Source organism: Xanthobacter sp. 126 (genome assembly GCF_000526175.1).
GTDB lineage: Bacteria > Pseudomonadota > Alphaproteobacteria > Rhizobiales > Xanthobacteraceae > Xanthobacter > Xanthobacter aminoxidans.
On record NZ_JAFO01000001.1, the window covers coordinates 4255042 to 4281319 of the forward strand.

A 26278-nucleotide genomic window follows, 5' to 3' on the forward strand; every position below is an offset into this window, starting at 1 on the left:
GCCACCCCCGGCACGAACAACCGTCGGCACGGGAGTTCCTGTCAAAGCCACCCCAGAGGTCAAGTTAGGCGGGTATCATGCTAAGTCCATGCGATCCAGATCAGATCGATCCAATCCATCCCCATTTGGATCGATTTTCACAAAGGAGCAGATATTTAGAGTTGATTGAGTGCCGTATAGGTCAACCCAGGTGTAGCCCCCCCCACCACGGGAAAGCCTTTGGAGGTATTATAGGATTTCTCGCCAGCCGTGAGCAGCAAGCTACTCTCACGCCAGTCACCTGACGGCACCTCAGGGAGGAATGTGGGAAGTCGCGCGGTCCCGGCTCAGGCCGAGACCGCCTCCGGGGCCTCGATCTGCCGAACGCGGTCCATCACCGCCTTCTGCACCTTCTCGAACGCCCGCACCTCGATCTGGCGCACGCGCTCGCGGGACACGCCGAATTCGGCGGCAAGGTCTTCCAGCGTCATCGGGTCGTCGGAGAGCCGGCGCGCCTCGAAGATGCGACGCTCACGATCATTGAGAACGGACAGCGCGCCAGACAGGGCCGAGCGGCGGTTGGCCAGCTCCTCGCTCTCGGCGAGTTGCTCCTCCTGGTCCTGGCGCTCGTCCACCAGCCAGTCCTGCCACTCGCCGCCTTCCGAATCCTCACGGATGGGGGCGTTGAGGGAGGCGTCCCCGGACAGGCGGCGGTTCATGTCCACCACGTCCTGCTCGGTGACGCCGAGCTTCGTGGCGATCTGCTTCACCTGATCGGGACGCAGGTCGCCCTCTTCCAGCGCAGAAATCTGGCTCTTGGCCTTGCGCAGGTTAAAGAACAGCTTCTTCTGCGCCGCCGTGGTGCCCATCTTCACGAGGCTCCACGAGCGCAGGATGTATTCCTGGATGGAGGCGCGGATCCACCACATGGCGTAGGTGGCGAGGCGGAAGCCCTTCTCGGGCTCGAACCGCTTCACCGCCTGCATGAGGCCCACATTGCCCTCGGAGATCACCTCGGAGATTGGCAGGCCATAGCCGCGGTATCCCATGGCGATCTTGGCCACGAGGCGCAGATGGCTCGTCACCAGCTTGTGAGCGGCATCGCGGTCCCCATGCTCGCGCCAGCTCTTCGCGAGCATATATTCCTCCTGCGGTTCCAGCATGGGGAACCGCCGGATTTCCTCCAGGTACCGCGAAAGCCCGCCCTCTGCGGAGGGAATGGGCATGGACTTCTGTTGGGCCATCACGAGGCCTCCTTCTCCCGCGGCCCCCATCCGGGCAGCCGCTCGTGCGACCGCATGACGCCGACCGCGACGCACGATAATATAGATACGAACGAAAGGCGGATAGGTTTCATCCTCTCACGTCGCTGCGAGAGCGGATTGCGTTTCTGCACGCTCGCGATCAGTCGCGCAGCGCCGCCTCCAGCGCCGCAAGATCCTGCGGCAGCTCGCTTTCAAACGACAATTCCTCGCCGGTCACTGGGTGCGCGAAGCCGAGCCGAGCGGCGTGCAGCGCCTGCCGGCCAAGCGCGGCAAGGCAGGCCCGGGCCTCATCCGGCAGCAGCGAGACCTTGGTCCGGAAGCCCTGGCCGTACACCTCGTCGCCGAGCAGCGGATGGCCGGCATGGGCCATGTGGACGCGGATCTGGTGGGTGCGCCCGGTCTCCAGCCGGCATTCGATGAGGCTCGCAACCTCGGTGCCGGTCTTGCCGACGAAGGTCTCCAGCACGTCCCAGTGGGTCACCGCATGGCGCCCGGAGCTCCGCACCGCCATCTTCTGGCGATGGGTAGGGTGGCGATCGATGGGTGCATCCACGCGGCCCTTCGGCTCGGGCACGCCCCAGACGAAGGCGAGATAGGCCCGCTCCAGCGGCCCGGTGCGGCCGTGGTCGGCGAACTGGGCTGCGAGGCCCTTGTGAGCGGCGTCGGACTTGGCCACCACGAGCAGACCCGAAGTATCCTTGTCGATGCGGTGGACGATACCCGGCCGCCGCACCCCGCCGATGCCGGACAGGCTGTCGCCGCAATGGTGCAGGAGCGCGTTCACCAGCGTGCCGGAGGCGTGGCCGGGGGCCGGATGCACCACCAGCCCGGCCGGCTTGTCGATGACGATGAGATGATCGTCCTCGAAGGCGATGTCGAGCGGGAGGTCCTCCGGCACCGGCTCGGCCGGCTCGGGGGGGGGCAGGGTCAGGGTGTAGACCTCGCCGGCATTGACCCTCGCGGCCGCGTCCCCTACCACTCCCCCGCCGATGGACACCTGCCCTTCCGCAACGAGACGCTGGATGCGGGTGCGGCTGAGTTCGGGCGCAAGACGCGCCAGGACGCGATCCAGCCGCTGCCCCGCATCCTCGGGGGCGACGGCAAGGGTGAGGCTCGCGCCAGCGTCCTGACCGGCTTCGTCCGGCCCGATGTCGTCGGTGAGGTCGTCGAAGCCGTCGACAAGGGCAGCTTCGGTCGTCTTCGCGTTCATTCTCGTCCCGTCAGGAGCCCCGGCCCCTCATGTTCCACCGCCCGCCCCAGATCGACACCCCCGAAGAGGCGCTGACGCCGGAACAGGAGCGCGTCATCCGCAAGTTCCGCCGCTTCTCCAGCATCTCCATGCTGGTCATGGTGCTGGGAGTGGCGGCCGTGTTCGGCGTGATCGGTTATCGCATGATCCGGGCGAAACCGCTTGCGTCGGGCGAAATGACCGCGCTTTTGCCCAAGGGCGCCCGCATTGTCTCCACCGCCGTCTCCGGCGACGTGGTGGTGGTGGCCATCGAGGTCAACGGCGCGACCGAGATCCGCACCTTCGATGCCCGCACCCTCGCCCCGGCGGGTCGGCTGCGCTTCGCGGTGGAGCCCTGAGCTACTGAAGCGAGCCCTCGCCGTCCCCCGGCATGCGGGCCAGCATCATCTGGGTGATGGCCACCAGCATGTCCGCGCGGGCCTTGAGGTTCTCCGCCTCCAGCAGCGCCTGCTTCTCCAGCGCACCATAGGGCGACATCACCGAGAGCGCGTTCACCAGCGTCTCGGTGCCGGCCTGGCGGATACCGTCCCAGTCGGCTTCCAGCTTGTTGGCATCCAGGAAGGCCGCGAGCGCGGCCAGCACCGCCTCCCGGTCCACCTCCGCCTCGCCAGCTGAGACATCGAAATCCTCGGCGAACAGTGCCGTATCGATGCGGAACTGGCGATAGGGGGTGGTCACCGCCATCTCCTCCACCACGCGGAAGCGGCAGATGCCGCTCAGGGTGATGAGGTAGCGCCCGTCCCCGGTCTCGCCGAACTGGGTGAGACGCCCCACACAGCCCACCTTGTGCACAGCCGGTCCGCTCGCGCCCGCAGGCGCCGCCTCGTCGGGCTGGATCATGCCGATGAGCCGCGCGCCGGCCAGCGCATCGTCCACCATGGCGAGATAGCGCGGCTCGAAGATGTTGAGCGGCAGTTCCGCCCGCGGCAGCAGCAAGGCACCGGTGAGCGGAAACACGGGGATCACCGGCGGAATATCCGCCGGCGACAGGTAATTGCGGTTGTTAGCCACGAAAAAATCCTTCTCGAGCGCCTTCGAGCGAAACTCCGTCCGCGTCGGCAAAGCGCATCGACCAATGATCGAAAGCTGCGTCTCGCCCCGGAATAAGGAAAGGCCGCGCTCTCAGGCGAACATGATCGCCGACAATTTCTTACGTCCTGAAAGGGTGAGCGGATCGGTCGGGCCCCAGGCCTCGAACAACTGGACCAGCTGCTTGCGCGCGGCATCCTCGTTCCAGGCGCGGTCGCGCTTGACGATGTCGAGCAGGTGGATCAGCGCATCCTCGCGCCGGCCCTTGGCGTTGAGCCCGATCGCGAGATCAAAGCGGGCCTGATGGTCGGCCGGGTCGAGGTCGAGCTTCGCCTGCAGCGTCGCGAGATCGCCCAGCGAGGCGGCCTGCTCGGCGACATCAAGGGCGGCGCGGGCGGCAGCAACGGACGGGTCACTGGCCTTGTCGGCGGGCGCAAGCGCCAGCGTCGCCTTGGCCTGCTCCAGCGCGCCGGCCGCGACCTGGGTGCGCACGAGGCCGGCGAGGGCCTTCAGATTGTCCGGCTCCTCACCCAGCACGCCGGCGAAGATTTCGGCCGCAGCGGTCAGGTCGCCGTCCGCCAGCGCGCCTTCGGCCGCCGCAAGGGCTTCCTCCAGTCCGTCCGTGGCAGGCCCGATGAGGCGATCGATGAACGCCTTCACCTGACCCTCCGGCAGAGCGCCCATGAAACCGTCCACCGGCTGGCCGTTCACGAAGGCATAGACGGTGGGCACCGACTGGATGCCGAGCTTGCCGGGGATCACCGGATGGTCGTCGATGTTCAGCTTGGCGAGGCGCACCTTGCCCTTGGCGGCCTTCACCACCTTCTCGATGACCGGCGTCAGCGTCTTGCACGGGCCGCACCACGGCGCCCAGAAATCCACGAGGACCGGACGGCGCTTCGATTCCTCCATCACCTCTGCCATGAAGGTCTGGGTGGTGGTGTCGATGATGTCGCCGCCGGCGCTGTCCGAACCCGCAGCCGGTTTGGCACCCGTGGCGCCTGCCTGATTGAGCAGCATGTGTCGCAATCCCCGAAAATCCAGCCCCGCAGCGCCCGAAGGCGCCATCGCCGGGTCGGCCCCCCATAAATGGGGCGCAGACACACCGACGCAATGCGGCGCTTGCCGCCTTGTACCCCTTTCAACGGTGGAAGGTAAGGCAGGAGGCGCCGACGCAACCACAAGACGCATCTGCATGCACCTCCCGCCGACGCACAAGGCACCCCCTGTGGATCGTTGACAAACCAAGGCTTGCGCGGGGGTGATGGCCCATGCACGCTGGTTTGACCTCCACCGGAAAGGCTGGCACACCCCGCGGCAATGACCCTGTTCCCCATTCCCACAGCCAAGATCGCGGCATGAAGTTCGACCGCCTGCGGCTCGTGGGCTTCAAGACCTTCGTCGAGCCCACCGATCTCCTGATCGAGCCCGGCCTTACCGGCGTGGTGGGGCCGAACGGGTGCGGCAAGTCCAATCTTGTCGAGGCGCTGCGCTGGGTGATGGGCGAAAGCTCATACAAGGCCATGCGCGCCAACGACATGGAGGATGTCATCTTCTCCGGCACCACGGGGAGGCCGGCGCGCAATTCCGCAGAGGTGGTGCTGCACCTCGACAATTCCGACCGCACCGCCCCTGCCGCCTTCAACGAGTGGGACCAGTTGGAGATCGTCCGCCGCATCGAGCGCGGCGCCGGATCGAGCTACCGCATCAACGGCAAGGACGTCCGTGCCCGCGACGTCCAGCTCATATTCGCCGATGCCTCCACCGGCGCCCGCTCCCCCGCCCTCGTGCGGCAGGGGCAGATCGGCGAGATCGTCGGCGCCAAGCCCAATGCCCGCCGCCGCATTCTGGAAGAAGCCGCCGGCGTCGCCGGCCTTCACGCCCGCCGCCACGAGGCCGAGACCCGTCTGAAGGCCGCAGAGCAGAACCTGCTGCGGCTGGAAGACGTCATCACCCAGCTGGGCACGCAGGTGGACAGCCTGCGCCGCCAGTCCCGCCAGACCGTGCGCTACAAGTCGCTGGCCGCCGAAATCCGCCAATGCGAAGCGACCCTGCTCTGGTTGCGCTGGCAGGACGTCACCAAGGCGCTGGCCGACGCCGAGCAGGCCGTTGAAGCCGCCAAGCGCGACGGCGCCGAGCACACGCGTCTGCAGGCCGAGGCCGCGCGCCTTCAGGCCCTTGCCGCCCACGCGCTCCCGGCGCTCCGCCAGAAGGAGGCGGAAGCCGCCGCCGCCTTGCAGCGCCTGACCCATGCCCGGCAGGAGCTGGACGCCGAAGAGGCGCGCCTTGCCGCCCGCAAGGAGGAGCTGGAACGTCGCCTCGTTCAGCTGGCTCAGGATACCGCCCGCGAGGAAGCCCTCTCCCACGACGCCGAGAGCGTGCTGGAGCGTCTCGCCGCTGAGGCCGAAAACCTGCGCTTCGAGCAGGAGGAGGCGGCCGAGCGCGAGGCCATCGCCGCCGACATGCAGGAGGAGGCCGCCGCCTTTCTGGAGGAGGCCGAGCGCGCCCTTGAGGAGAAGACCGCGCACTTTGCCGATCTCGGCGCCCGCCGCGCTTCGCTGGAGCAGCTTCTGCGCGAGACACGCGACCGGCTGGTGCGCAACGCCGCCGAGCGCGCGTCCGTGGAGGCCGAGGAAAGCCGCCTGAAGCAGCAGGCCGGCACCGACGCCCTCGAAGGCCTGCGCATGGAGGCCGAGGCCGCCCGCGACGCCTTGGCCGAGGCCGAGGAAGCAAGCATCGACGCAGAGGTGGCCCACACTGTCGCCCGCCGCGCCATTGAGGAACTGCGCCCGACCCTCGCCGAAGCGCAGGCCCGCTTCGGCCGACTGGAGACCGAGGCGCGGACGCTGGCGAAGGTGCTCCAGTCCAGCGATGCGCGCTTCCCGCCTGTGGCCGATCTCGTCACCGTCGCCAAGGGCTATGAGACGGCGCTGGGCGCCGCCTTGGGCGACGACCTCGACCTGCCGGTGGACGGCGCCGCCCCCGCCCGCTGGGCCGGTGCGGCATTGGACCCGTCCGACCCCCCGTTGCCGCACGGCGCCCAGCCCCTCTCCCATTTCGTCTCCGGCGCCCCGGCGCTGGCGCGACGGCTGGCGCAGGTGGGCATCGTGGCCCGCACGGACGGCCCCGCGCTGGCAGGCCGGCTCAAGGCGGGCCAACGCCTCGTCTCCATGGAGGGGGACCTTTGGCGCTGGGACGGCGTGGTCGCCGCCGCCGATGCCCCCACAGCCGCCGCCCGCCGCCTCGCCGAGCGCAATCGGCTCGCCGATATCGAGGCAGAAGCTGCGCTGGCGGAAGCACATCTGGACGAAGTGCGCGCGACCCTCGCCGATCGCGAAGGCGTCTTGCGTCAGGCCGCCGAGGGCGAAAATCTCGCCCGGGAAGCCCGCCGCGCAGCGCAGCGATCCGCCGAGGCGAGCCGCGCCACGCTGGAGGCGGCCGAGCGCCGCGCTGCCCAGCATCTCGCGCGCCTTTCCGCTCTGGCCGAGGCGCGCAATCGTCTCGCCGCCGTGCGGGCCGAATCGGAGGCGTCGCTGGCCGACGCCGAGCGCCAGCTCGCCGCCCTCGACACGCCGCAGGTGCTCGAATCGGAGCTGGCCCGTGCCCGTGCGGAGACGGCGGAACGCCGCGCCGCCGTGGCCGAGGCGCGCGCCCGGCTCGATGCACTGCGGCGCGATGCCACCCAGCGCATGCGCCGACTGGAAGCCATTGCCGCCGAAGAACGCTCCTGGCGCCAGCGCGCCGGAGGTGCCGGGGAACGGCTTGCCGCGGTCGCTGCCCGAGAAACCGAGGCGAAGGCGGAACTCGCCGAGATCGAGGAGGCCCCCTCCGAGTTCATCCGCCGCCGCCGCGCGATCATGAACGCGCTGGAAGAGGCGGAGGCCGCCCGCCGCGAGGCTGCCGATCGGCTCGCCGAGGGCGAGGAGGCACTCGCTGCCGCCGATCGGGCCGCCCGCGACGCGCTGGAAGCCATGTCCGGTGCCCGCGCCGAGGCCGCCCGCGCCGACGCCCGGCTGGAAGGTGCCCGCCAGCGCCGCGACGACCTCCAGCGCGAAATCGCCGACATTCTCGACGGCCCGCCGGACCTCGCCCGCGAACAAGCCGGCCTCACCGACTCATCCCCCCCTCCCAACGTCGCCGCCATCGAGGCGACGTTGGAGCGGGCGAAGCGGGACCGGGAGCGACTCGGCGCCGTGAACCTGCGCGCCGACGTGGAGCTGGAGGAAACGGAAGCCCAGCACACCAAGCTCACCAGCGAGCGCGACGACCTGAACGAGGCCATCCGGCGCCTGCGCGCGGCCATCCAGAGCCTCAATCGCGAGGCGCGCGAACGGCTTCAGGCCTCCTTCGCGGTGGTGGACGGGCACTTCCGCAAGCTGTTCGACACGCTGTTCGGCGGCGGCGAGGCGCAACTGGTGCTCACCGATGCGGACGATCCGCTGGAGGCTGGCCTCGACATCATCGCCAAGCCCCCGGGCAAGAAGCCGCAGACGCTGATGCTACTCTCCGGCGGAGAGCAGGCGCTGACCGCCATGGCGCTCATCTTCGCCGTCTTCCTCACGAATCCCGCCCCCATCTGCGTTCTGGACGAGGTGGACGCGCCGCTGGACGACGCCAACGTGGAGCGATTCTGCACCCTGCTGGAGGAAATGACGCGCCTCACGGACACGCGCTTCCTCACCATCACCCACAATCCCATCACCATGGCCCACCAGAATCGCCTGTTCGGGGTGACGATGGCGGAGCGGGGAATCTCCCGACTGGTGTCGGTGGATCTGCAGAGCGCAGAGCGCCTGCGGGAGGCTGTGTAACGCTTTGGAGCACGCTTGAGCGGGACCTTTCCGTCGCAACGGAGTGGCCCTTGCTGAAGCTGGCAGGCGCAAGCTTTCCGCCGCGGCAGCGCCGAGACGGCGAAGCACGATGTCGCAGCCACATTTTTCTCTTTTATTTTCAGCAGCTTGATACCATATACGGCCGCCTTGACACCTAATTTTGACGCAACTATGGTGCGCCGCGGTTCAAGGGAGAGGGCTGCTGTCCTCCACCGGAGCCAGGAACTTGCGCCATGTCCGGACCTGACGACACCTCCGCAGGAGGCAAAAGCGGACCGGACGGGGCGGGAAGCTCCCGGCCCAGCGATACCGAGCTCTCCGCAAGGCTTGAGCGGCTCAACACCTCGTTGGGCCACGTGCGCGCCAAAGCCGAGGTCCCGGCTCCAAAAGAGCAGGATACCTCGTCCAAATCGGGCGTCGCGCTTGCCTTCCGGTTGGGTGCCGAATTTGTGTCGGGCGTTCTGGTGGGGTCTCTCATCGGCTACGGCATCGACCGCTTCTTCTCGATCACGCCTTGGGGGCTGATCGTGTTCACGCTGGTCGGCTTTGCTGCAGGCGTGACGAACATGCTGAGGGCGTCCGGCGAAGGCCGGAAAAAGGGCCCCGGCACGTCCTGACGAGCGCCGCCTCGAAAGCGGGGACGGCGCGGCGGGACAGGGTTTTCGGGGCGGCGCGAGCCGTCCGGGTCATTGGGGCGGGGTCCGGCAACGGATTTCGACCTGTTGATACATTTGGCGGCTTCGGCCGTGATCTTGGGTTCAGCGGCCGAGGCCGCGATGGCAGGGGGCGCGTTCGGATGACCGTCGATCCGATCCACCAGTTCGAGATCAAGCGCTACGTGGACCTGCTGAACCTCAGCAGCGTGCAATTCTCGTTCACGAACGCCGCCGTGTTCATGTTCGGCATCGTGGCGATCATCTTCTTCTTTCTCACCTACGCCACCCGCGGCCGCACGCTGGTCCCGGGCCGCGCTCAGTCGGCGGCGGAGATGAGCTACGAATTCATCGCCAAGATGGTGCGCGACAGCGCCGGCAACCAGGGCATGGTGTTCTTTCCCCTGGTGTTCTCGCTGTTCATGTTCGTGCTGGTGGCGAACGTGGTGGGCCTCATCCCCTACACCTTCACCGTCACGGCGCACCTGATCGTCACCGCCGCCCTGGCGCTGCTGGTGATCGGCACCGTCATCATCTACGGCTTCGTCAAGCACGGCACCCACTTCCTGCACCTGTTCGTGCCGTCGGGCGTCCCGGGCTTCCTGCTTCCCTTCCTGGTGGTGATCGAGGTCGTCTCGTTCCTCTCCCGCCCCATCAGCCTGTCGCTGCGTCTGTTCGCCAATATGCTGGCCGGCCATATCGCGCTGAAGGTGTTCGCCTTCTTCGTGGTGGGCCTCGCCTCCGCCGGTGTCGCCGGCTGGTTCGGCGCGACGCTGCCCTTCCTGATGATCGTGGCGCTCACCGCGCTGGAGCTTCTGGTGGCGGTGCTGCAGGCCTACGTGTTCGCAGTGCTCACCTCGATCTACCTCAACGACGCGATCCACCCGGGTCACTGACCCGGACCTCGCCTCGCCGTTCCGCCGTTTCCCCAACACTCGAGTTTTTGAAGGAGCAGTCCATGGATCCCGCAGCTGGTAAGTTCATTGGTGCCGGTCTCGCCTGCCTCGGCATGGGTCTCGCCGGCGTCGGCGTCGGTAACATCTTCGGTAACTTCCTCTCCGGCGCCCTGCGCAACCCGTCGGCTGCCGACGGCCAGTTCGCCCGCGCGTTCATCGGCGCGGCGCTCGCGGAAGGTCTCGGCATCTTCTCGCTCGTCGTCGCCCTCGTCCTGCTGTTCGTGGCCTGATTTCAGGTTCGCGACGGAAGAGGTCTCCCGGGCGCCAGGCGCCCGGGCGCAGTGATTGACTACCTGTGCTTGAGACACCCATGTCTTGACAGGTGCGAAGGCGGGCAAGCCATGATGAAGTCGTGGAAAGTGACTGTCGCGCTGGCGTTTGCGGGTGCGGTCCTGATGGGCGCTCCCGTTTCGGCGGCGAGCGATCCTGTCGGCAAGCCGGCCGTGGTTGCGCAGGCGGCTCCTCCCACCGGCGCCGCCGGGCACGGGACCCACGAGCCTGCCGCCGCAGCTCCCGGCACGGGACATGCGGATGCGGCCGGAGAGCACGGCAAGAAGAGCCACTTTCCGCCCTTCGACGGCACCACCTTCGCCTCGCAGCTGCTGTGGCTCGCCCTGAGCTTCGGCCTGCTCTATCTCCTGATGAGCCGTATCGCCCTGCCGCGCATCGGTCGCATCCTGGAAGAACGCCACGACCGCATCGCCGACGACCTTGAGGAAGCGGCGAAGCACAAGGCCGACAGCGAGGCCGCCCAGGCGGCCTACGAGAAGGCCCTCAACGAGGCTCGCGCCAAGGCCAACTCCATCGCCGGCGAGACGCGCAACCGTCTCAACGCCGAGCAGGATGCCAACCGCAAGTCGCTCGAGGCGGAGCTCGCCACCAAGCTCGCTGCCGCCGAGGAGCGCATCGCCTCCACCAAGACCGAGGCCCTCACCCACGTGAAGGGCATCGCCGTGGACGCCACCGGCGCCATCGTCTCCACGCTCATTGGCACGAGCCCTGCTCAGCACGAGGTGGAACAGGCCGTCGACGGCGCCCTCGCCAAGAAGGACGCGGCCTGAGTGTCGCGACACCCGCGCGCCTTCAGGGCAGCCGGGTTCTGGAATTTTGAACGCGCCTGACCGGTTCGCGTTCTCGACGAGACCCTGACGTTTCAACGTCGCGCAGGCCCGGACCGGGCGGACGCAGACGGACCCGAGGACCACGTTATGAACGAGATGTCACTGGCTGAACTTTGGGTCGCCATCGCCTTCGTGGTCTTCGTCGGCATCCTCATCTATGCCGGCGCCCACCGCGCCATCGCTTCCGCGCTCGACAGCCGCGGCCAGCGCATCTCCGCCGAGCTTGAAGAAGCGCGCCGGCTGAAGGAAGAGGCGCAGAAGCTCGTTGCCGAGTTCAAGCGCAAGCAGCGCGAGGCCGAGGCCGAGGCCGAATCCATCGTCACCGCCGCGAAGGCTGAGGCCGAGCGCCTCGCCGCCGAGGCGAAGGCCAAGCTTGAGGACTTCGTGTCCCGCCGCACCAAGATGGCCGAGGACAAGATCGCCCAGGCCGAGCACCAGGCCGTGGCCGATGTGAAGGCCATCGCCGCCGAGGCAGCCGCCAAGGCCGCAGAGGTTCTGCTGGGTCGTGCCGCTACCGGCGATGTCTCTGACCGCCTGATTTCCCACGCCATCGGCGAGGTCAGGACCAAGCTGAACTGAGCGCAATCAGCTCCGTTCCTCCGGAAGGCCGCCACTGGCGGCCTTTTTCGTTTTCGAAAGGCTCGGCGACGCGACCGATTTCGACGACGCCTCGCCATCTGCCCCGGCGGGGCGCCCGCTGCTCCCGGCCGCGAACCTGCCCCGGCGCCTCCCCGCTCCGCGGACGCCTTGATTGAGCCGCCGCGCTGGTCCATTGCTAGGATATGTGGCGCGCAGCGGAAACACGTTCTTCCCAGACCGGGCCGAGCCGGAGGCGAGGCCGTTTGTCCGTGCGGCTCAATCCCCTCGCCCTGCTGCTGCTCGCACTCCTCACGGGGATGGCGCTGGCCGCCGATTCGGCCCGCCCCGCCTTCGCGCAGAACGACTTCTTCTTCTTCCTGCGCCCCCCGGCCAACGTGCCACGCGGCAATCCCCAGCCCCAGCAGCGGCAGCAACAGCGCCCCCCGCAGAATTCCGGCTGGTGGCCGTTCCAGCCCCAGCCCGAGGTCCTTCCTCCGCCCCAGCAGGCCAAGCCCCAGGCGCCGGCCGAGCCGACTGGCGTCGTCTATGGCTCCGCCGATGCCGCGAGCCAGGGCAAGCGCGTCCCGCCCAGCCAGTTCGTGCTGGTACTGGGCGACCGCATGGCCGGACAGTTGGCGCAGGGCCTCGCCGATTCCTACGTGCCGGAACGCCAGCGCATCGCGATCATCGACAACACGGTTGACGAGAGCGGCTTCCTGCCGACGCCGGTGGACTGGCTCGCCCGCCTTCCCGATGCGATCGCGGTCGCACGGCCGTCAGTGACCGTGGTCGCACTCGGCGCCGACGACCTCCAGCCCATCAAGGATGGCGATGGCCAGGCCCAGCCGCTGACTGAGCGGTGGAGCGAGCTCTATGGCAAGCGCGTCGACGAGGTGCTCGCCGCGCTTCGCGAAAAGGCGGGCCGGGTGATCGTCGTCGGCCTTGCCCCCGTTGCCAACGGCCAGCTGTCCGATGACTACGCCAAGCTGAACGAAATCCTGCGTGCCCGCGTCGCCCGCGCGGGGCTCACCTTTGCCAACGTCTGGGACGGCTTCGTCGACGAGGACGGGAAATACATGGCGAACGGCCCGGCGGTGGACGGCCAGCGCAGGCGCCTGAGATTCAACGATGGCGTGCGGTTTACCCGCGCCGGCGGGCGAAAGCTGGCCTTCTTCGTGCAGAAGGACATCAACCGCATGCTGGAGGAGAGCGGCGGCGCCAAGGCATCTGCGACGCCGGACGCGACCAGCGGACCGGAGCGGCCCTCCGCCCTCGCCGGTGCGCCGGCGACAGGCCGCGAAACGCGCCCTGATGCGGTTCAGGTGTCCACCAGCGCTGCTTCCGCCGCGAAGGTGCTGAAGGACGGAGTCGCGCCGCCGCCCGTTCGCGGACGGGCCGACGATTTCACCTGGCCGCCCCCCGGCGCCGAGCCGGCCGCCGCTCCGCCGGCACGCTGACGCCTCCCGTCTTCCGGCGGCCTGACCACCTCTGCCGCAGCGCGGCAAAATCCGCTTTGCAAAGCCGGAGCGGCGCTTTACCGATTTCAGGGAAGAAATGCGGGCGCCGCCCGCTGCATCGGTCGAGGAGCCGTCATGTCCGAGGGAAATTCCGCCGCGTCCATCCGTCCGCGCCGCAGCGTCCTCTACATGCCCGGCTCCAACGCCCGCGCGCTGGAGAAGGCGCGCACCCTTCCGGCCGATGCGGTGATCTTGGACCTAGAAGACGCGGTTGCGCCCGACGCCAAGGTCGAAGCCCGCGGCCGCATCGTCGAGACGGTGAAGGCCGGCGGCTTCGGGCCGCGCGAGGTGGTCATCCGCATCAACGGCCTCGACACGCCGTGGGGACCGGATGATCTGGAAGCCGCCGCATCCGCCACACCCGACGCGATCCTGCTGCCCAAGGTGCAGTCGGTGGAACAGCTCGTCACGGTGGGCCGCCGCCTCAAGGCGCTCGACGTTCCCGCCACCACGCGGGTATGGGCGATGATCGAGACGCCGCTGGCGATCCTCGACATCAAGGCCATCGCCGCCGCCGCGCAGGACCCTCTGACGCGGCTTTCGGTGTTCGTGCTCGGCACCAATGACCTCGCCAAGGAAACCCGCGCCGCGCTCGTGCCCGGCCGCGCGCCCATGGTCGGCTGGCTGAGCCTCGTCATCGCCGCCGCCCGCGTCTATGGCGTGAACGTGCTGGACGGCGTGTGGAACCAGTTCCAGGACCTCGAAGGCTTCAAGGCCGAATGCGCCCAGGGCGTTGAATTCGGCATGGATGGCAAGACGCTGATCCACCCCAGCCAGATCGAGCCCTGCAACATCGCCTTCAGCCCCCCGGAGGCCGATGTGGCGCGCGCCCGGGCGATCATCGCCGCCTTCGCTTTGCCGGAGAATGCGGGCAAGGGCGTTATCACGCTGGACGGCCGCATGGTGGAGCTGCTCCACGCCGAGATGGCGAAGCGCACCGTCGCGCTGGCCGACGCCATCGCTGCCCGAAGCTGACCTCGCCATGACCACGCCCGCCGCCCCGACCGCACCCGCGCCCCTGCACATCGTCATGGTCGCCTATCCGGACATGACGCAGCTCGACCTCACCGGCCCGTTCGAGGTGTTCGCGCGGCTGCCCGGCGCGAAAATCGACATTGTCTGGAAGACGAGCACCAGGCCGGTGAAGGACGTGGCGGGGCTTTCCATCATGCCCACCGCCGCCTTCAAGGAAATCCACGACTGCGACGTGCTGTTCGTGCCCGGCGGGCCGGGCCAGCTCGAGTTGATGGAGGACCGGGAAACCCTCGGCTTCCTGCAGGAGATGGCGGCTGGCGCGCGCTACGTGACGTCCGTCTGCACCGGCTCGCTGATCCTTGGCGCTGCGGGGCTGCTCAAGGGCTATCGTGCCACCTGCCACTGGCTGTCTTTGCCGCAGCTGGCCCATCTCGGTGCCATCCCGGTGGAGGAGCGGGTGGTGATCGACCGCAATCGCCTCACCGGCGCCGGCGTCTCCTCCGGCATCGACCTGGCGCTGGCACTGGCGAGCGAGATCGCCGGCGAGGACGAGGCGCGGCGCATCACCCTCGCCATCGAATACCAGCCCGAACCGCCCTTCCCGCCCCGCGACAAGGAGGATCCCCGCCTCGTCGAGGAGGTCCGTGGCCGGACGCAGGGCTTCCAGGACAAGCGCGACGCCGTCGCCCGTCGCATCGGCGCGCGGCTCTGACACCCCGGGGGGAATGAACCATGAAGCTCTATCGCTATCTCACCGGCCCTGACGACGCCGCCTTCTGCAAGCGCGTGTCCGCAGCCCTCAACCGGGGCTGGCAGCTCCACGGTGCGCCCACGCTCACCTTCGACACCGTTCAGGGCCGCGTCATCTGCGGGCAGGCCATCGTGAAGGAAGTGGAAGGCGAGTGGTCGGACGAGGTGGTGCTCTCCGAGCACTGAGCCCGCGCCAAGGGAGCGCCGATCGGGGATCACCGATCGGAGATGCGCGACGGCGGATCAGACCGCCTTCGCCTCGGCAGAAGCGGCGTGGCCGGGCATGAGGACGATGGACACGTCCACCTCGTCGCCGGCCTCGCGGAACTCCCGCTTCACCGACTCGGTGAGCTTGGCCACCACGGTGCGGGCCCGGGCGACCGTCCAGTCGCTCTCGAAGCCGAGATGCAGCTCCACGAACATCTTGCCGCCGAACTGGCGGGTGCGGATGTCGCCCAGCTCGTCGAAGTCGTCGAAATGGGTGGTGAGCACCTTGAGGATGCGCAGCTGCCCCGCCTCGTCGATGGCCTGGTCGAGCAGGGAGGCCACCGAGTTCGAGAGCATGGCGTAGATGTTGTAGATCATGAACCCGATGACCACGAACGAGCCCAGCGGATCGAGGTAGTACAGGATCGGGATGTTGTTGAAGATCGACAGGATCACCGTGACCGTGAACACCGAGCCCGAGGCGATGGCCGAGACGAGGTGAACGCGGGCCTGGGCGGCCAGCACCGGGGAATGGGTCTCGTGGGCGAGGCGGGTCGCCTTGCGGTTCAGGATCACGTTGCCGATCACCGCCATGGCCGCCACGAACAGGCCCAGCTCGGCGCCATCCACGCCCTCCGGGTGCATCACGCGGATGATGGCGCGGGTGCCGGCGATGACCACCAGGATGGTCTGCAGCAGCGCGATCATCAGTTCGGCGAGATTTTCCAGCTTGCCGAGGCCGTAGGCATATTTGCCCGCATGGGCCTTGTGGGCGAGCTTCAGCACCAGCCAGCAGGCGGTGAGCGCCGTGAGGTCGAAGGAGGTGGCGAGGAGGTCGGTGAGGATCGCCGCCGAATTGGTGAGCGTCGCGGCGAGGATGTAGAAGGGAAACAGGCAGGCCGTGAAGATCATGGCCTTGAACGACAGATTCTGGCTCGCCGAACCCGACACGAATGCCCCCTCTTGCCCGCTGCGTTTTCCCGGAGCGGCCCAGCACCGCCTCGGAACGCCCCCATGAGGACTATTAGGGGGGTATGCGTCAAGCCGATCCCGCATCGCGGCCGAGATTCGGCACGTTCTCCCTTCGGCCTGTTGCGTCGCACCCACGGGCTCTGCAACATGCGGCGACGAATTGGGGGACCCTAGATGAGCAAGACCAACCGGGGCAATTTCTTCGAGGATTTCAGCGTCGGCCAGGTGATCCGCCACGCGACGCCGCGCACCGTCACGGTGGGCGATGTGAGCCTCTACAGTGCCCTGTATGGCACCCGCTTCGCGGTCCAGTCGGCCGACACCTTCGCCCAGGACATCGGCTATCCCGCCGCTCCGGTGGACGACCTGCTCGTGTTCCATACCGTGTTCGGTAAGACGGTCCCGGACATCTCGCTCAATGCCGTGGCCAATCTCGGCTATGCCGGCGGGCGCTTTCTTGCCCCGGTCTATCCGGGTGATACCCTCACGGCCGTCTCCGAGGTCATCGGCCTCAGGGAGAATTCCAACGGCCAGAGCGGCGTCGTCTATGTCCGCTCCGTGGGCTTCAACCAGGATGGCACCGAGGTGCTGGACTATGTGCGCTGGGTGATGGTGCGCAAGGCCGACCCGTCCCTGCCCGCGCCGGAGCCCGTGGTTCCCACCCTTCCGGCGGCGCTGGCGCCCGATGCCCTTGGCGGCGCCGTGCCCGTGCTCGACCTCGCCGGCTGGCGCGATGACCTGTCCGGCTCCGCCGCCCGCTTCAGCGACTATGCGGTAGGCGAGCGCATCGACCATGTGGACGGCATGACCGTGGAGGAGGCGGAGCACATGATCGCCACCCGCCTCTACCAGAACACGGCGAAGGTGCACTTCAACCAGTTCACCGAAGGCCAGGGCCGCTTCGGCCGCCGTCTCATCTATGGCGGGCATGTGATCTCCATCGCCCGCGCGCTCTCGTTCAACGGCCTCGCCAACGCCTTCCACATCGCCGCGATCAACGGCGGCCGGCATGTGGCGCCGCTGTTCGCCGGCCTCACCGTCCATGCCTGGAGCGAGGTGCTGGACGCGCAAGAACTGCCGGGCCGTGACGATGTGGGCGCGCTGCGCCTGCGTACCGTCGCCACCAAGGACCGGCCGACCGCCGATTTCCCATTCAAGGCGGAGAACGGCGATTACGACCCGAGCGTCATCCTCGATCTCGACTACTGGGCGCTGATCCCGCGCTGACCGGTCGCACCTGACGCCGCCGCCCCGGCAGAGGTCGCGGGCGGTGCAGCGCTCGCCCCCTGGGGCTTGGCAGCCGGCGACTTCGCTTCCGACGGCTTGCTTCCGTCGGCCGGCCCAGAGGTCGGTGCCGGCGGCTTTGCCGCTGCGCCTGAGGTGGCCGGCTTGGGCTTCGGCTTGCGCGGCGGCGCGGCCGGCGCCGCCGGTGCTGGAAGCCCGCCATAGACCGACATGAAGCGCCAAACCTCTTCGCCGGCATCGATGTCGTGGCTGCGCAGGCCGAGAAACGGCGTGGCGAGATCCGGCTTGGTCTCCACCATGGCCGGCGACTGGTGGCCACCGCGCTCGATGGTGATGAGCTCCACCGCGCTGCCATCCCGGCAGCCTTCCCAGCGGCGCAGCTCGGCGGTGGTGCCGTCGTCCGGGGCAAGGTCGGGCAGCTTGGTGCTGGTGGCCGGCCCGCATCCGTCCAGAGCGGCATAGAGGCGGGCGCTGTCGGGCGCGGAGAGGGTCGAGCCCAGCGGGGTCCAGAAACCGGCATAGCCGATCACCGAATCCGCCGTGCCGTGGATGAACTGGATGGAGACCGGCTTCGACGGCTGGCACTCCTCCTTATAGTTGGCCGGGGCGGTGGACATGATGGCCGAGTAGGCGGCGAACAGCTCGCTGTATTCGCAGGCCATGCGCTGCACCATGAAGCCGCCGTTGGAAATGCCGGTGAGATAGATGCGGTTCGGATCGGCGATGCCGTCCGCCGCCAGACGCCGCGCCAGGGCCACGAGGAACGCCACGTCGTCGCCCGGCCGCAGCATCATCTTGAGCCGCATGGCCGCCGGGCGGCCATCGTTCCACGTCCTCCCCTCCCCTTCCGGATAGACGGCAACGAACCCGTGCTTTGCCGCCGCGGCGTCGAGCCCGAAATAGGCGCGGAAGCTCTCCGGCGTCTGCGCCGCGCCGTGCAGCGCGATCACCGTGGGCGCCGGCGTGGTGATGCCGTCGGGTGTCACCACCACATAACGGCGGGTCTCCCCGTTGACCGAAAGCCTGAGGTCCTTGACCGATTCCGCATGGGCCGGAGCAAAAACCGACCAAAACAGGAACAAAAAGAGACTCGCAAGGAACATCCCGCTGCCAGCGGCGCCCCGCCGCAGCCACGATTGCCACACGTCTAAAGTCGAAGCGTCGGGGGCCGGGCGGCGGCGGACAAGGGCGGCAAGGACCGTCATGAGCGCAATAAGCCTCTTGAAACAAATAGAATTTAGCGCGAGGGCCGCCCCTGCCATCGCATCCAGGCTTGCCCTGCGAATACGGCGGCGGCGAGGCGGTGGTGTGTCATTGCGGCCACACACGCGGCAGCTCCGCCGCCAATTTGATCTAGATCAAACTGAACATCGCCTCGCAGGAGGAAGTGTTTCCTATCAGTTATCTCAAAGGGCTTGTGGGAGCGGGGCATGTCGAAGCTCGGACTTGGTATCATTTTCGCGGCGGGGCTCAGCGCCCTCGTTGCCGGCAGCGCAACGGCCGCCGATCTTTCCACCCCGGTCTACAAGGCCCCGGCGGTCGAAGAGCCGCTGAGCCCGTGGCAGATTCGCGTGCGCGCCCTCTACGTGCTGCCCGAGAACGGCGGCTCGGTGACCGGCGTCTGGGGGTCGGACCTGACCTATTCGAGCTCCGTCGTTCCCGAGCTCGACATCTCCTACTACTTCACCAAGAACATCGCCGCCGAGCTCATCCTCGGCGTGACGCCCCACAACATCTACGGCGCCGGCACCCTTGCCGGTCTCGGTCAGGTCGGCAAGGTGTGGCTGCTGCCCCCCACCCTCACCCTGCAGTACCACTTCACCGACTTCGGCCCGTTCAAGCCCTATATCGGCGCCGGCGTGAACTACACCGCCTTCTTCAGCCAGGAGTCGACCAACCCGGCCTTCTCCTCGCTGAAGGTCAACGACGCGTGGGGCCTGGCCCTGCAGGTCGGCTTCGACTGGATGATCGACCGTCACTGGGGCTTCAACGTCGACGTGAAGAAGATCTTCCTGCAGCCCGACTTCATGCTGCAGACCGTCGGCGGCGCCTATCTGCAGGGCGGTGCGGACCTCAATCCCTGGATCTTCGGTACGGGCGTGACCTACCGCTTCTGATCGACCGATCCAGTCGCGACCTATAGAAGAAGACGCCGGGCTTGCCCGGCGTTTTTTTTCGCCCGCCAGCCGGCACGCCCGCAACAGTTCTGCGTCGCGCCGATCCGCGAAGGCGTCACATTTCCTTGCGCGCGGGCCGATCCGGCCCCCGGTGGGGCGTTGGCACCGCAGCAATCGGCCGCTACAAGCGCGGATATAGGACGATCATCCAATTGCCGGCCACTGCGTAACGGTCTTTAAAGCGGCCCAAGGTGCTTTGGAATCGTTGCGAAGAGACGACGATTGAGATACCTGATCGATCGATTTTTCAGGAGGAGGCCCCATGGCCGACAGCCCTCAGCGCATTGATCGCCCCCTATCGCCACACCTACAGATCTACCGTCCGCTGTTCACGATGATGATGTCCATTGTGCATCGCATCACGGGCGTCGGCCTGTATTTCGGCATGGCGATCCTCGTATGGTGGCTGCTCGCGGCCGCGACGTCCCCCTCGGCCTACGCCACCTTCGCCGCGGTTGCGGGTTCGCCCATCGGCCTCCTCGTCCTCTTCGGCTTCACCTGGGCGCTGCTGCACCATGCGCTCGGCGGCATCCGGCACTTCATCTGGGACTTCATCCACGGCTTCGGTCCGGAGCGCGTTCTGCTCGCCAAGGCCACCCTGGCCGGCTCGGTGGTGCTCACCGTGGTCGTCTGGATCATCGGCCTCGCGCTGAAGGGCTGAGGAGAACGCCATGAGCACCCCCCATTCCGGCCCCGCGCCCGCACGTACCACCATGCGCACGCCCCTCGGCCGCGTCCGCGGCCTCGGCGCTGCGAAGTCGGGCACCGAGCACTTCTTCACGCAGCGCCTCACCGGCGCCGCGAACCTCCTGCTCTCCATCGCCTTCATCATCATCGTGATCTCGGTAGCCGGCCAGAGCTACGCCGCGGCCCGCGCGACGCTCGGTCATCCGCTGGTGGCGGTGATCATCCTTCTGACGCTGCTTTCCGTTACGACGCACATGCGCATCGGCATGCAGGTGGTCATCGAGGACTACGTGCACACGGAAGGCCTCAAGGTGCTGCTCATCGTGGCCAACACCTTCTTCAGCATTGCCGTTGCCCTCGCCGGCGCCTTCGCCGTGCTCAAGATCAGCCTGGGAGGCTGACACATGGCCGATACCGCAACGAACGGGGCCGCCGCGCCCGGCATCAACGGCGCCGCCTACCCCATCGAGGATCACACCTACGACGTGCTCGTGGTCGGCGCCGGCGGCGCGGGCCTGCGCGCCGTGGTGGGCTGCTCCGAGGCGGGCCTCCGCACCGCCTGCATCACCAAGGTGTTCCCCACCCGCTCACACACCGTCGCTGCCCAGGGCGGCGTCGCCGCCTCGCTCGGCAACATGGGCGACGACAAGTGGGAATGGCACATGTACGACACCGTCAAGGGGTCGGACTGGCTGGGCGACCAGGACGCCATCGAATACCTCGTGCGCAACGCGCCGGCGGCCGTCTACGAGCTGGAGCACTGGGGCGTGCCCTTCTCCCGCACCGAGGACGGCAAGATCTACCAGCGCCCCTTCGGCGGCATGACCACGCATTTCGGCAAGGGCACCGCCCAGCGCACCTGCGCCGCGGCAGACCGCACCGGCCATGCCATGCTGCACACGCTCTACGGCGCGGCGCTGAAGCACCAGGCCGAGTTCTTCGTCGAATATTTCGCCATCGACCTCATCATGGATGAGGAAGGCCGCTGCCGCGGCGTGGTGGCCATCAAGCTCGACGACGGCACCATCCACCGCTTCCGCGCGCACCTCACCGTGCTCGCTACCGGCGGCTATGGCCGCGCCTACTTCTCCGCTACCTCGGCCCATACCTGCACCGGCGACGGCGGCGGCATGGTGCTGCGCGCCGGCCTGCCCCTGCAGGACATGGAATTCGTGCAGTTCCACCCGACCGGCATCTACGGCTCGGGCTGCCTGATCACCGAAGGCGCCCGCGGCGAGGGTGGCTACCTGACCAATTCCGAGGGCGAGCGCTTCATGGAGCGCTATGCTCCCTCGGCCAAGGACCTTGCCTCGCGTGACGTGGTCTCGCGCTCCATCACCATGGAAATCCGCGAGGGCCGCGGCGTCGGCAAGAACAAGGACCACGCCTTCCTCCACCTCGACCATCTCGATCCCGCCATCCTCCACGAGCGCCTGCCCGGCATCTCGGAGAGCGCGAAGATCTTCGCCGGCGTGGACCTGACGCGCGAGCCGATCCCGATCCTGCCGACCGTGCACTACAACATGGGCGGCATCCCCACGAACTATTACGGCGAGGTGCTGGACAAGCGCCAGGGTGACCCGGACAAGGTGGTGCCCGGCCTGATGGCCATCGGCGAGGCCGCCTGCGTCTCGGTGCACGGCGCCAACCGCCTCGGCTCCAACTCGCTGATCGACCTCGTGGTGTTCGGCCGCGCCGCCGGCCTGCGTGCCGCCGAGCTGGTGAAGCCCGGCGAGAAGCACCGGCCCCTACCGGAAAACAGCGCCGAGCTGGCACTGGGCCGCCTCGACAAGTACCGCTACGCCTCCGGCGGCACACCCACCGCCGAGCTGCGCCTGTCCATGCAGAAGGTGATGCAGAACAACTGCGCCGTCTTCCGCACCGGCGAGGTGCTCGAAGAGGGCAAGAAGCTCATCCACGACGTGTTCAAGGCCTCGAGCGACATCGGCGTCACCGACCGCTCGCTGGTGTGGAACTCCGACCTCATAGAGACGCTGGAATACGAGAACCTCCTCTCGCAGGCCATCGTCACCATGGAGAGTGCGGCGAACCGTCAGGAAAGCCGTGGCGCCCATGCCCGCGAGGACTTCCCGGACCGCGACGACGTGAACTGGATGAAGCACACGCTGGCCTATTTCGACCCGGCCTCCGGTGCCGTTCGGCTCGACGACCGCCCCGTGCACACCTACACGCTGTCCAACGACATCCAGTACATCGAGCCGAAGAAGCGCGTGTACTGACGCCCCACTCGACCGCGCGCGCCGGGGGGAACGCCCGCCGCGCGCGGCCATGGCAAGAATTCCTGCGGGCGGTCACCGCTCCAGCGCTTCAGGACGTCCCATGGTTGAGCTCACTCTTCCGAAGAACTCGCAGGTCACGACCGGCAAGACCTGGCCGAAGCCCGCCGGCGCCAAGAAGCTGACCGAGTTCCGCATCTATCGCTGGAATCCGGACGACGGGAAGAATCCGCGCATCGACACCTATTACGTCGATCGCGAGGATTGCGGCCCGATGGTGCTGGACGGCCTGATCTACATCAAGAACAAGATCGACCCGACCCTCACCTTCCGCCGCTCCTGCCGCGAAGGCGTGTGCGGCTCGTGCGCCATGAACATCGGCGGCACCAACACCCTCGCCTGCACCAAGGGCATGGACGAGGTGCTGGTGAAGGGCATGGTCAACATCTATCCCCTGCCGCACATGCCGGTGGTGAAGGATCTGGTGCCCGACCTCACCAATTTCTACGCCCAGCACGCCTCCATCGAGCCCTGGCTCCAGACGGACACCGCCGCCCCCGAGAAGGAGTGGCGCCAGTCCAAGGACGACCGCGAGAAGCTGGACGGCCTCTACGAGTGCATCCTGTGCGCGTGCTGCTCCACCTCCTGCCCGAGCTACTGGTGGAACGGCGACCGCTATCTCGGCCCCGCCGCCCTCCTCCAGGCCACCCGCTGGCTGAAGGACAGCCGCGACGAGCGCACCGGCGAGCGGCTCGACTATCTGGAAGACCCCTTCCGGCTCTATCGCTGCCACACCATCATGAACTGCGCCCAGGCGTGCCCGAAGAGCCTCAACCCGGCCAAGGCCATCGCCGAGATCAAGAAGATGATGGTCGAGCGCCAGATCTGACGCTCACCGCATCTCCGGCCATTTCCGGGACCGCCCGCCTGATCGGCGCGGCGGTCCTTTTGCTTTCCGACGTGTCGCGCCCGCTTGCGGCCCTCCGGGACATCTGAGGCCTCGCACTCCGCCTGACGGGGCGGACCTGCCCGCATCTCCGGCTGAACCGGAGCGCTGCTGTCCGGCGTTGCGTACGCGCGATCCAGAGCTCCCTGCCCCCAAGAATTACGCCCGCGAATCACGTGCCCTTCAGGGCGCGGGACCGCAGACCCGCGCGCTTCTCAAAACGGTAAAATATATGTTAACGTTAATTCTATCTGTGACGAAAAGCCCCCGGACAGGTTCAGTCGGAGAAGCCGCCATGTCGATCGTTCGCGCCGTCTTTCCCGCCCTTATCGCCTTTGCGCTACTGTTCGGGGTTGTTACACATCCGTCCGAGATGTTCGTCGCGCTGGGCAGCCTCGTGCTCACGCTGAGCACCGCCAGCAGCATCGTCTTTTTCGGCTTCGTGCTGATGGCCGTGATCTTCGGCTTCGAGCGGACGTCTGGTCGTCACATGGTCCCTGCCGCCGCCGTCCACGTGCACCGCTCGCTGCGCGACGAAGTGGCGGCCTGATTTACGGTCAGGCCTCATCCTGGAAAGAACGTGCAGAGCGCGCCGCGATCCGGCGCGCTTCCGGACCGCGGGGCCGAGCGCGATCGGCCCGCATTCCGCCTCACGCGCGGGATAAGGAATGCGGTTCCCTATCCGGTAGGAAAGGCGCGCCGCATGCCGTCAAGGCCTGCAAGTGACGTAGGGCCAGGTGGCATGCCGATAGAACGGATAAAGATCGATCGCCTTCAGGCGACGCCACAGGTGACTATCCGGGGGCGGACACAGGCGCAGCATCGCGCCTGAAGGATTGCCGCTCCAGGAGTCCGGAACGAACACCTTCACCGAGAACACACCATCCTGCAGGAAGGGATCCGGCGCCCACCAGCCTTGAGGCAAATTGTCCCTCATGTAGGTCTTGATCGATTGGTAGGCGTCGAAAGGATAGGGGTCGGTATCAGGCCGCATGATCGGCCGTGCGCCCGGCAGCGAGTCCAGCCCCTGCATCGGCGACTGAGCCATGGCGCTCCCGCCCGAGATCAGGAACGTGGCAAGCTCAAGCAGGAGCAAGGCGCGCCGCCCCGCTGGGCCGGCCCGCCGCGTGGCGTTGCGTGGCGCGGGAGACGCCATCGCCTCCTCCCGTGCACTCCTCCCGCCGTGATCCATCCGCACCATGAATCGTCTCCCGAGCCAGTCCTGAAAGAGGTAGACGATTTGCTGGTGCTCGGGATATGCGGAAACATCTGGCCGTCGCCGCATGCGCGCGGCCTGCGAAGGTACGGGCACGTTTTGGCAACTCCTGGCGTGGTTCAATCCGGTGTCGCCGGGCGCGACCGATCTTCGGCATGATCGCGATGGATGAACTTCATCCGGCGCGATCTGGGCGAGCTGCAATGGCTGGTGCGGTGGTCCGGCCGAAGCTTGCTCTGCTCGTTTTCTGCCGGGAGATCGCGCCTGTCCTGATTGGGGTCCCGCCGTTTGGGCTTCTGGGACGGGACCCGCGGTTCGGCCTCGTCGCTTCCTCCCGCGGATCTCAATGACCACGATCTCCCTGCGCAACTTCAGGTCGCTCGCAGCCACCTATGGCGCCTATGTCGGCTCCATGTCCTCCCGCGGGCTCGAGCTCGTCGGCAAGCTCGGCCTCTACATGTTCGGCGCACGCGCGCTGGGCTTGCATGATTCCGGCTATTTCTTCCTGTGCCTCACCTGGATCGGGCTGATCTCGACGGTGGCGCGGGGCGGCTTCGACAAGGCGGTGCTGCGGCATATGGCGGCCGAGCTCGCGGTGGGGCGCGGCCAGGAGGCGCGCAGGGCGCTGCTCACCGGCTCCGCCATCGTCACTGCCGGCGGCACGCTGGCGACGTTGCTCACCGTCGCCCTCGCCGAGCCGCTCGCGGTCTATCTGTTCCACGATCCGCAGGTCGCGCATGCGCTGAGGCTCTCGGCCTACGCCATCCTGCCGCAGACCCTGTGCATTTTCGTCGGCTATGCGCTCGTGGGCTTCCATCGCGGGGCGGCGGGGCAGTTGGTGCAGAACGGCATCTGGCCCGTGCTCACGCTCGGCGCGCTTTTCGCCGGGGCCAATACGCTGGACAGCCTGCTCTATGCGCTGGCGGCCTCGCTCCTGGCTGCGACCGTGCTCGGCCTCGTCATGTTGGTGTCGGACCGGCACCGCCTCCTCGCCACCCCGTCTCCCGATGCCCCGGCCGACGCCCTGCCGGCCCTCTGGCGCACCGCCATGCCGCTGAGCGTCGTGGAGGTGGTGCAGATCTTCCTCAACTCGCTGCCGGTGCTGCTGCTCGCCGTGTTCGGCCAGCCTTCGGCGGTGGGCGCCTTCTCCGTGGCGAACCGCATCTCCATGCTCATCTGGGTGGTGGCGAACTCCATCGGCACGGTCGCGGCACCCTCGTTCGCCGCCCGTCACCGACAAGGACAGTGGGACGAGTTGCGCGCGCTCAACCGCCGCGTACGCCTCGCCGTCGCGCTGTTCGGCACGCCGGTGGTCGCCGTCATGGTGTTCTTTCCCAAGTCGATCCTGAACCTGGTGGCACCGGGATTCGAGGTGGCCGCGCCCGCGCTCATGGTCATGGGCCTCGGCCAGTTGGTGAACTGCCTCCTGCCTTGCCAGGACTTCATGCTGTCGATGACCGGCTATGGCAGCGTCCATCGCTGGCTGAACATCGCCCAGCTCGTGGTGTGCAGCGCGCTGTGCGCCGCTCTCATTCCCTTCTTCGGAATGATGGGGGCGGCGATCGCCACCGCCGTGTTCATCGCCCAGGGCGCCATCGGCACCACGCTCGCGGTGCGCCATCTCATGCCAAAGGCGCTGTGAGCGGGTGCCAGCCGGCTGGAACGCCTGAATTGACGTTGCGGTTA

General features: G+C 67.6%; 26 protein-coding genes. 19 read left to right on the forward strand and 7 right to left on the reverse strand.

All coding sequences use genetic code 11. From position 1 onward, the window contains the following. Positions 1 to 326: 326 nt before the first annotated feature. Together rpoH and XAN126_RS0120140 are read right to left on the reverse strand one after the other, a co-directional pair. The gene (rpoH, locus tag XAN126_RS0120135) at positions 327 to 1223 is read right to left on the reverse strand and encodes an RNA polymerase sigma factor RpoH (RefSeq protein ID WP_024280363.1); all 897 of its coding nucleotides are present in this window, start codon (positions 1221 to 1223) and stop codon (positions 327 to 329) included. Between the two features lie 160 nt (positions 1224 to 1383). Next, positions 1384 to 2454 (reverse strand): RluA family pseudouridine synthase, encoded by a 1071-nt coding sequence (locus tag XAN126_RS0120140; RefSeq protein WP_024280364.1) that lies wholly within the window; start codon positions 2452 to 2454, stop codon positions 1384 to 1386. A gap of 29 nt (positions 2455 to 2483) precedes the next feature. Between XAN126_RS0120140 and XAN126_RS0120145 the strand changes: the two genes are divergently transcribed. After that, positions 2484 to 2831, forward strand: coding sequence for a hypothetical protein (locus tag XAN126_RS0120145; protein WP_024280365.1), 348 nt, complete (start codon positions 2484 to 2486; stop codon positions 2829 to 2831). Between the two features lies 1 nt (position 2832). On the opposite strand, the gene XAN126_RS0120150 is transcribed toward XAN126_RS0120145, so the two are convergent. Next, positions 2833 to 3504, reverse strand: coding sequence for an LON peptidase substrate-binding domain-containing protein (locus XAN126_RS0120150; RefSeq protein WP_024280366.1), 672 nt, complete (start codon positions 3502 to 3504; stop codon positions 2833 to 2835). Positions 3505 to 3615: 111 nt separating this feature from the next. After that, a complete protein-coding gene (gene trxA, locus XAN126_RS0120155) occupies positions 3616 to 4542 on the reverse strand; it encodes a thioredoxin (protein ID WP_024280367.1) in 927 nt (308 codons plus the stop codon). A gap of 338 nt (positions 4543 to 4880) precedes the next feature. Between trxA and smc the strand changes: the two genes are divergently transcribed. The 10 genes from smc to XAN126_RS0120205 all read left to right on the forward strand — a co-directional run bounded on the left by smc (position 4881) and on the right by XAN126_RS0120205 (position 15091). Next, positions 4881 to 8333 carry a chromosome segregation protein SMC gene (smc, locus tag XAN126_RS0120160; RefSeq protein ID WP_024280368.1) on the forward strand — a complete coding sequence of 1151 codons (3453 nt, stop codon included), beginning with the start codon at positions 4881 to 4883 and terminating at the stop codon, positions 8331 to 8333. 254 nt (positions 8334 to 8587) lie between these two features. Next, entirely contained in the window at positions 8588 to 8971 is a 384-nt protein-coding gene (locus tag XAN126_RS0120165; protein WP_024280369.1) for an AtpZ/AtpI family protein, read from the forward strand. Positions 8972 to 9150: 179 nt separating this feature from the next. Next, positions 9151 to 9903, forward strand: coding sequence for a F0F1 ATP synthase subunit A (locus XAN126_RS0120170; RefSeq protein WP_024280370.1), 753 nt, complete (start codon positions 9151 to 9153; stop codon positions 9901 to 9903). A gap of 62 nt (positions 9904 to 9965) precedes the next feature. Then, on the forward strand, positions 9966 to 10193 hold the full coding sequence (locus XAN126_RS0120175) for a F0F1 ATP synthase subunit C (RefSeq protein ID WP_024280371.1): 228 nt from the start codon (positions 9966 to 9968) through the stop codon (positions 10191 to 10193). Between the two features lie 111 nt (positions 10194 to 10304). Next, positions 10305 to 11024, forward strand: a complete 720-nt coding sequence (locus XAN126_RS0120180) for a F0F1 ATP synthase subunit B (protein WP_245272301.1) — start codon at positions 10305 to 10307, stop codon at positions 11022 to 11024. A gap of 147 nt (positions 11025 to 11171) precedes the next feature. Beyond that, complete coding sequence (locus tag XAN126_RS0120185; RefSeq protein WP_029555300.1) at positions 11172 to 11663, forward strand: ATP F0F1 synthase subunit B; 492 nt, start codon at positions 11172 to 11174, stop codon at positions 11661 to 11663. A 269-nt stretch (positions 11664 to 11932) separates the two neighbouring features. Continuing rightward, on the forward strand, positions 11933 to 13120 hold the full coding sequence (locus XAN126_RS0120190) for an SGNH family hydrolase (protein ID WP_348550923.1): 1188 nt from the start codon (positions 11933 to 11935) through the stop codon (positions 13118 to 13120). 135 nt (positions 13121 to 13255) lie between these two features. Next, positions 13256 to 14155 (forward strand): CoA ester lyase, encoded by a 900-nt coding sequence (locus XAN126_RS0120195; RefSeq protein ID WP_024280375.1) that lies wholly within the window; start codon positions 13256 to 13258, stop codon positions 14153 to 14155. A gap of 7 nt (positions 14156 to 14162) precedes the next feature. After that, positions 14163 to 14867 carry a DJ-1/PfpI family protein gene (locus XAN126_RS0120200; protein WP_024280376.1) on the forward strand — a complete coding sequence of 235 codons (705 nt, stop codon included), beginning with the start codon at positions 14163 to 14165 and terminating at the stop codon, positions 14865 to 14867. Positions 14868 to 14887: 20 nt separating this feature from the next. Next, positions 14888 to 15091 carry a DUF1737 domain-containing protein gene (locus XAN126_RS0120205; protein ID WP_024280377.1) on the forward strand — a complete coding sequence of 68 codons (204 nt, stop codon included), beginning with the start codon at positions 14888 to 14890 and terminating at the stop codon, positions 15089 to 15091. A gap of 57 nt (positions 15092 to 15148) precedes the next feature. On the opposite strand, the gene XAN126_RS0120210 is transcribed toward XAN126_RS0120205, so the two are convergent. Continuing rightward, positions 15149 to 16063, reverse strand: coding sequence for a cation diffusion facilitator family transporter (locus tag XAN126_RS0120210; protein WP_024280378.1), 915 nt, complete (start codon positions 16061 to 16063; stop codon positions 15149 to 15151). A gap of 195 nt (positions 16064 to 16258) precedes the next feature. On the opposite strand from XAN126_RS0120210, the gene XAN126_RS0120215 reads away from it, so the two are divergent. Next, positions 16259 to 17311 (forward strand): MaoC family dehydratase, encoded by a 1053-nt coding sequence (locus XAN126_RS0120215; RefSeq protein WP_024280379.1) that lies wholly within the window; start codon positions 16259 to 16261, stop codon positions 17309 to 17311. Here XAN126_RS0120215 and XAN126_RS27325 read toward each other — a convergent pair. Beyond that, positions 17287 to 18411 (reverse strand): PHB depolymerase family esterase, encoded by a 1125-nt coding sequence (locus XAN126_RS27325; protein ID WP_197024073.1) that lies wholly within the window; start codon positions 18409 to 18411, stop codon positions 17287 to 17289. The two genes, XAN126_RS0120215 and XAN126_RS27325, sit on opposite strands and share 25 nt — an antisense overlap. 348 nt (positions 18412 to 18759) lie before the next feature. Here XAN126_RS27325 and XAN126_RS0120225 point away from each other — a divergent pair, with 348 nt between their 5' ends. The 6 genes from XAN126_RS0120225 (at position 18760) to XAN126_RS0120250 (ending at position 23926) form a co-directional block, all read left to right on the forward strand. Beyond that, complete coding sequence (locus tag XAN126_RS0120225) at positions 18760 to 19446, forward strand: OmpW family protein (RefSeq protein WP_024280381.1); 687 nt, start codon at positions 18760 to 18762, stop codon at positions 19444 to 19446. A 322-nt stretch (positions 19447 to 19768) separates the two neighbouring features. Further along, a complete protein-coding gene (gene sdhC, locus XAN126_RS0120230) occupies positions 19769 to 20167 on the forward strand; it encodes a succinate dehydrogenase, cytochrome b556 subunit (protein WP_024280382.1) in 399 nt (132 codons plus the stop codon). Positions 20168 to 20177: 10 nt separating this feature from the next. Next, positions 20178 to 20594 carry a succinate dehydrogenase, hydrophobic membrane anchor protein gene (gene sdhD, locus XAN126_RS0120235; protein ID WP_024280383.1) on the forward strand — a complete coding sequence of 139 codons (417 nt, stop codon included), beginning with the start codon at positions 20178 to 20180 and terminating at the stop codon, positions 20592 to 20594. A 3-nt stretch (positions 20595 to 20597) separates the two neighbouring features. Next, positions 20598 to 22433, forward strand: a complete 1836-nt coding sequence (sdhA, locus tag XAN126_RS0120240) for a succinate dehydrogenase flavoprotein subunit (protein ID WP_024280384.1) — start codon at positions 20598 to 20600, stop codon at positions 22431 to 22433. Positions 22434 to 22533: 100 nt separating this feature from the next. Then, positions 22534 to 23319: a succinate dehydrogenase iron-sulfur subunit gene (locus XAN126_RS0120245; RefSeq protein WP_024280385.1), complete on the forward strand. Its 786-nt coding sequence runs from the start codon at positions 22534 to 22536 to the stop codon at positions 23317 to 23319. 352 nt (positions 23320 to 23671) lie between these two features. Further along, positions 23672 to 23926, forward strand: a complete 255-nt coding sequence (locus tag XAN126_RS0120250; RefSeq protein WP_024280386.1) for a hypothetical protein — start codon at positions 23672 to 23674, stop codon at positions 23924 to 23926. Between the two features lie 159 nt (positions 23927 to 24085). Here XAN126_RS0120250 and XAN126_RS0120255 read toward each other — a convergent pair whose 3' ends face one another. Further along, positions 24086 to 24577, reverse strand: a complete 492-nt coding sequence (locus tag XAN126_RS0120255; protein ID WP_024280387.1) for a hypothetical protein — start codon at positions 24575 to 24577, stop codon at positions 24086 to 24088. A gap of 361 nt (positions 24578 to 24938) precedes the next feature. Here XAN126_RS0120255 and XAN126_RS0120260 point away from each other — a divergent pair, with 361 nt between their 5' ends. Beyond that, positions 24939 to 26234 (forward strand): oligosaccharide flippase family protein, encoded by a 1296-nt coding sequence (locus XAN126_RS0120260; RefSeq protein ID WP_024280388.1) that lies wholly within the window; start codon positions 24939 to 24941, stop codon positions 26232 to 26234. Positions 26235 to 26278 lie beyond the last annotated feature (44 nt).